The following is a 3,341-nucleotide window of genomic DNA, read 5'->3' as shown; positions in this document are numbered from 1 at the left end:
GATAAACTTCCCAAACAGGCCCTAGCCGACACGATTCGGGGTTACTGGCGCTGGGCCCTGCGGATCGCCGAGACTGCCCGCTACGATCACACCGACGCCTCATCCGGGTGGTCAACCGGGCGGTCGACGTCCGCACCGACAAGGTCGACGAACTGGTCCGCTTCGTCGACGCCTGCCGGTCGACGACCCTGGACACCCCGTAGGACTCTGCCAGGACCACCACGGCAGCAGTGGCCCGTCCTACGAAGCGGCGGCCGGTGAATGTGGGGGGCCTGAGCACGGTCTGCGATCCCTGGACCGTGCTCAGGTCCCCACAACTCGGCCGCCGAAGCGGTCAGGGCATCGCCTCCACCAGCGCCTGCCGGATGTCGGAGTTCCGGTTGAACTCCCGGCCGAGAACACTGCCGAGCGCCTTGCGGATCTTCATCTGGAGCTGTTCCAGCGTATCCGGATCGGAAACCTGCAAGAACACCTCGAACGCGGTGTCAATGGTCTCGTGGCCCTGAAGGTCTTCGAGCAGGCGGTGCTTGAATTCCCCCACCGGATGCTTGATCCGGTTGTTCGACATGTAGAAGTGGAACGTCTCCAACACGGATACAAGATCGTGCGGATTCCGCTCCATCCGGCGCTTCGCGAAGTACATGAACTCCCGGGCATGACCGGCTTCGTCCCGGCTGGCGCGCAGCATGAGGTCCGCCAGCACCGGCTCGCGCACCCATTCCGACATCGTCCGGTAGACCGTGTTCACCGTCATCTCCGAGATGACGTTGGTGATCAGAGTGGCGCTGGGCGTGGTACCCGGTACGTAGGGCTCGCGCAACGCCTCGATCCGGCGCTGGTCGATCTGGGCGTCCACCGCCTGCAGCCACGCCCGGAAGGCGTAGTGGTGCTGGAGCTCCTGGTAGCCCCAGATGTTCACGAAGGCAGAGCAGTCGTAATCGTCGATGAACTCGTTGAGAAAGCCGTGCACCGCTGCGATGGAGGTGGCCTCGCCCATGACCGCGCCCTTGACCAGCGCGATGTACTCGGGCTGGATGAGATCCCTGCGGATCTCGTCCAACGGCAGGTCGACCAGCTTCCACTGCAGCCGCTCATAGTGCTGGAATACGTCGAAGCTATGCGCGTTCTCGATGGTGTCGGAGGTCGCCATGCTGGAATCTCCCCTGGCCCGGTCCCGTCGACCTGTGCAGACTCGTTTCTATTTCACCACAATTAGTTTGACAATATCGGCGGCCGGTCATTGCATCATCCCATCGATCGATGGGAACAGGCTATCGTACCCACGACAAAGTCCCTGGATTTTTATGATGTTCTCGTCCAGGATTCCGGGAAGATTAACCCACGAGTCGATCCGGCGGGCCGACAATACCCATGGCTGCTCTGGCTCCATGAACCTGCTCCATGCACCTGCTCCATGAACCGCGCGAAAACCGCGCGAGAGACCAGGTAAGAGGGAGTTCATGTGACACCTGCTGCGCACGCTGCTGACGCGGGTCAAGAAGCTGGAGCTGCCTGGAACCGCTCAGTGACAGCCTCCAAGGCAAGCCGGACGTCAGCTTCCGCGGCCTTGCAGGACTCCCTGTCGCCCCGCGGTAGCCGCGGGCACGCTGCCGTCCTCGGCGCCGGGATGGCCGGACTCCTCGCGGCCCGGGTGACGGCCGAGTTCTTCGACCGGGTGACGATCATCGAACGAGATGACCTCACCACCGAGGGTACTCGCCGCGGCGTGGCGCAGGGATCCCACCTGCACGCCCTCACCGAACGAGGCCGGTTGTGCCTGGAGGAGCTGTTCCCCGGGTTCACCGACACCGTGACCGGCCACGGTGCGCCCCGCGTCCACATGCTCGTCGAGACCCGGTGGTACGTCCGCGGGCTGCGGTTGTACCCCACCGACACCGGGCTTACCTCCCTGCTGGCGAGCCGGCCGCTGCTGGAGGGCGTGCTGCGGGAGGCCGTACTCGCTCGTTCCCAGGTCCGCCTGCTGCAGCGGGTGCGCGCCGTTGGGCTGGTGGCGCGGCCCGGCCCGGGCGGCCCGGGCGAACCCGGCCGGATCGTCGGGGTCCGGGTCGAACGCCTCGATGGCGGCCCGCGGCCAGACGACGCCCGAGTCAACGGCTCCAGCACCCGGCCCGACAGCAGCACCCGGCCTGACGGGGTACGCCCTGCGGATGCGCACCTCGACGGCGGCGAGGTCATCGAGGCGGATCTGGTCGTCGATGCGACCGGCCGCGGCTCCCGGGCAGCGGACTGGCTCGCCGCGCACGGGCTGCCCGTGCCCGTGCGGGAGCAGGTCGACGTCGACCTCGGCTACGCCTCCCGCGTCTACCGGCGACGCGCGAGCGACCTCGACGGCCAACGCGCGGTTATCATCTCGACGATTCCCGGGCTGCGCGGCGGTGGCGCCGTCGCGCAGGAGGACGATCGGTGGATCGTCACCCTGGCCGGCATGCTCGGCGAGCATCCGCCCACCGACCCGGACGGGTTCGCCCGCTTCGCGGCGACCCTGCCCGCTCCCGACATCGCCCGGCTCATCGCCGACGCCGAGCCGCTCGGGGACCCGACCCCCTACCGCTTCCGCGGATCGGTGCGACGCCCGTACGCACGCCTGCGCGAGCCCAGCGCCGGCTTCGTCGCCCTCGGGGACGCGGTGTGCACCCTCAACCCGCTGTACGCCCAAGGGATGACGGTCGCGGCCCAGCAGGCGCTGGCGCTGCGGGACGCCCTGTGGGATACGCCGGACGCGCTCGGCCCACCCGCCGCCCGCACCGGCACCTCCGCCCGCATCGACGCCTCCGCCCGCGCCGGCACCGATCTGCCCCGGCGGTTCTTCACCGCCGCGGCCGTTCCCGCCGACCTGGCCTGGTCCCTGGCCACCGGAAATGATCTAGGATACCCACAGGTGCAGGGACGGCGCACCCCGCGGATCAGGCTGGTCAACGCCTACCTGCCCCACGTGCACGCCGCCGCGCACACCGACCCGGTGGTGGCCCGGGTGTTCATGCGGATCATCAATCTGGTCGAACCGCCATCGGCACTGCTGCGACCGGACGTCCTCACCCGGGTGCTACGCGCCCGCCGCTCCCCCGCGGCGGACCGGAGCCCGACCCCGAACGGATCTGGTCACCGAAGATGACCAGATCCGTTCGGGGCTCTCGCGGGCACCGATCCGCGTCGACGGCGTGGGATGCGTTGCCCGGCCGGAACCCGGATCAGCTCCGAAGGGAGGGTGCTACGGGTCCCGGGCCGGGAATCCCCGCCTCAGCTACTGGGCTGGGCGGGGTTCACGGGTGGACAGCACTCGCGCTCATGGCCGCGGCGACACGTTCATGGTGTTTCGCCGC

2 protein-coding genes and 1 pseudogene are annotated in these 3,341 nt (G+C 68.4%); 2 read left to right on the top strand and 1 reads right to left on the bottom strand.

Annotation, left to right across the window (positions count from 1 at the left end; translation table 11 throughout):
• Nucleotides 1-203: pseudogene (locus tag ACY5KJ_RS18990) on the top strand (acyl-ACP desaturase); the annotation flags it as partial.
• Between the two features lie 131 nt (nt 204-334).
• Here the strand turns inward: ACY5KJ_RS18990 and ACY5KJ_RS18985 are convergent.
• Complete coding sequence (locus ACY5KJ_RS18985; RefSeq protein WP_462189231.1) at nt 335-1,150, bottom strand: ferritin-like domain-containing protein; 816 nt, start codon at nt 1,148-1,150, stop codon at nt 335-337.
• A gap of 477 nt (nt 1,151-1,627) precedes the next feature.
• Between ACY5KJ_RS18985 and ACY5KJ_RS18980 the strand changes: the two genes are divergently transcribed.
• The gene (locus ACY5KJ_RS18980; RefSeq protein ID WP_462204004.1) at nt 1,628-3,133 is read left to right on the top strand and encodes an FAD-dependent oxidoreductase; all 1,506 of its coding nucleotides are present in this window, start codon (nt 1,628-1,630) and stop codon (nt 3,131-3,133) included.
• Nucleotides 3,134-3,341 lie beyond the last annotated feature (208 nt).

The sequence above is a fragment of the Frankia sp. CcWB3 genome (assembly GCF_977927595.1).
This window is presented reverse-complemented; position numbering and strand designations above follow the sequence as displayed.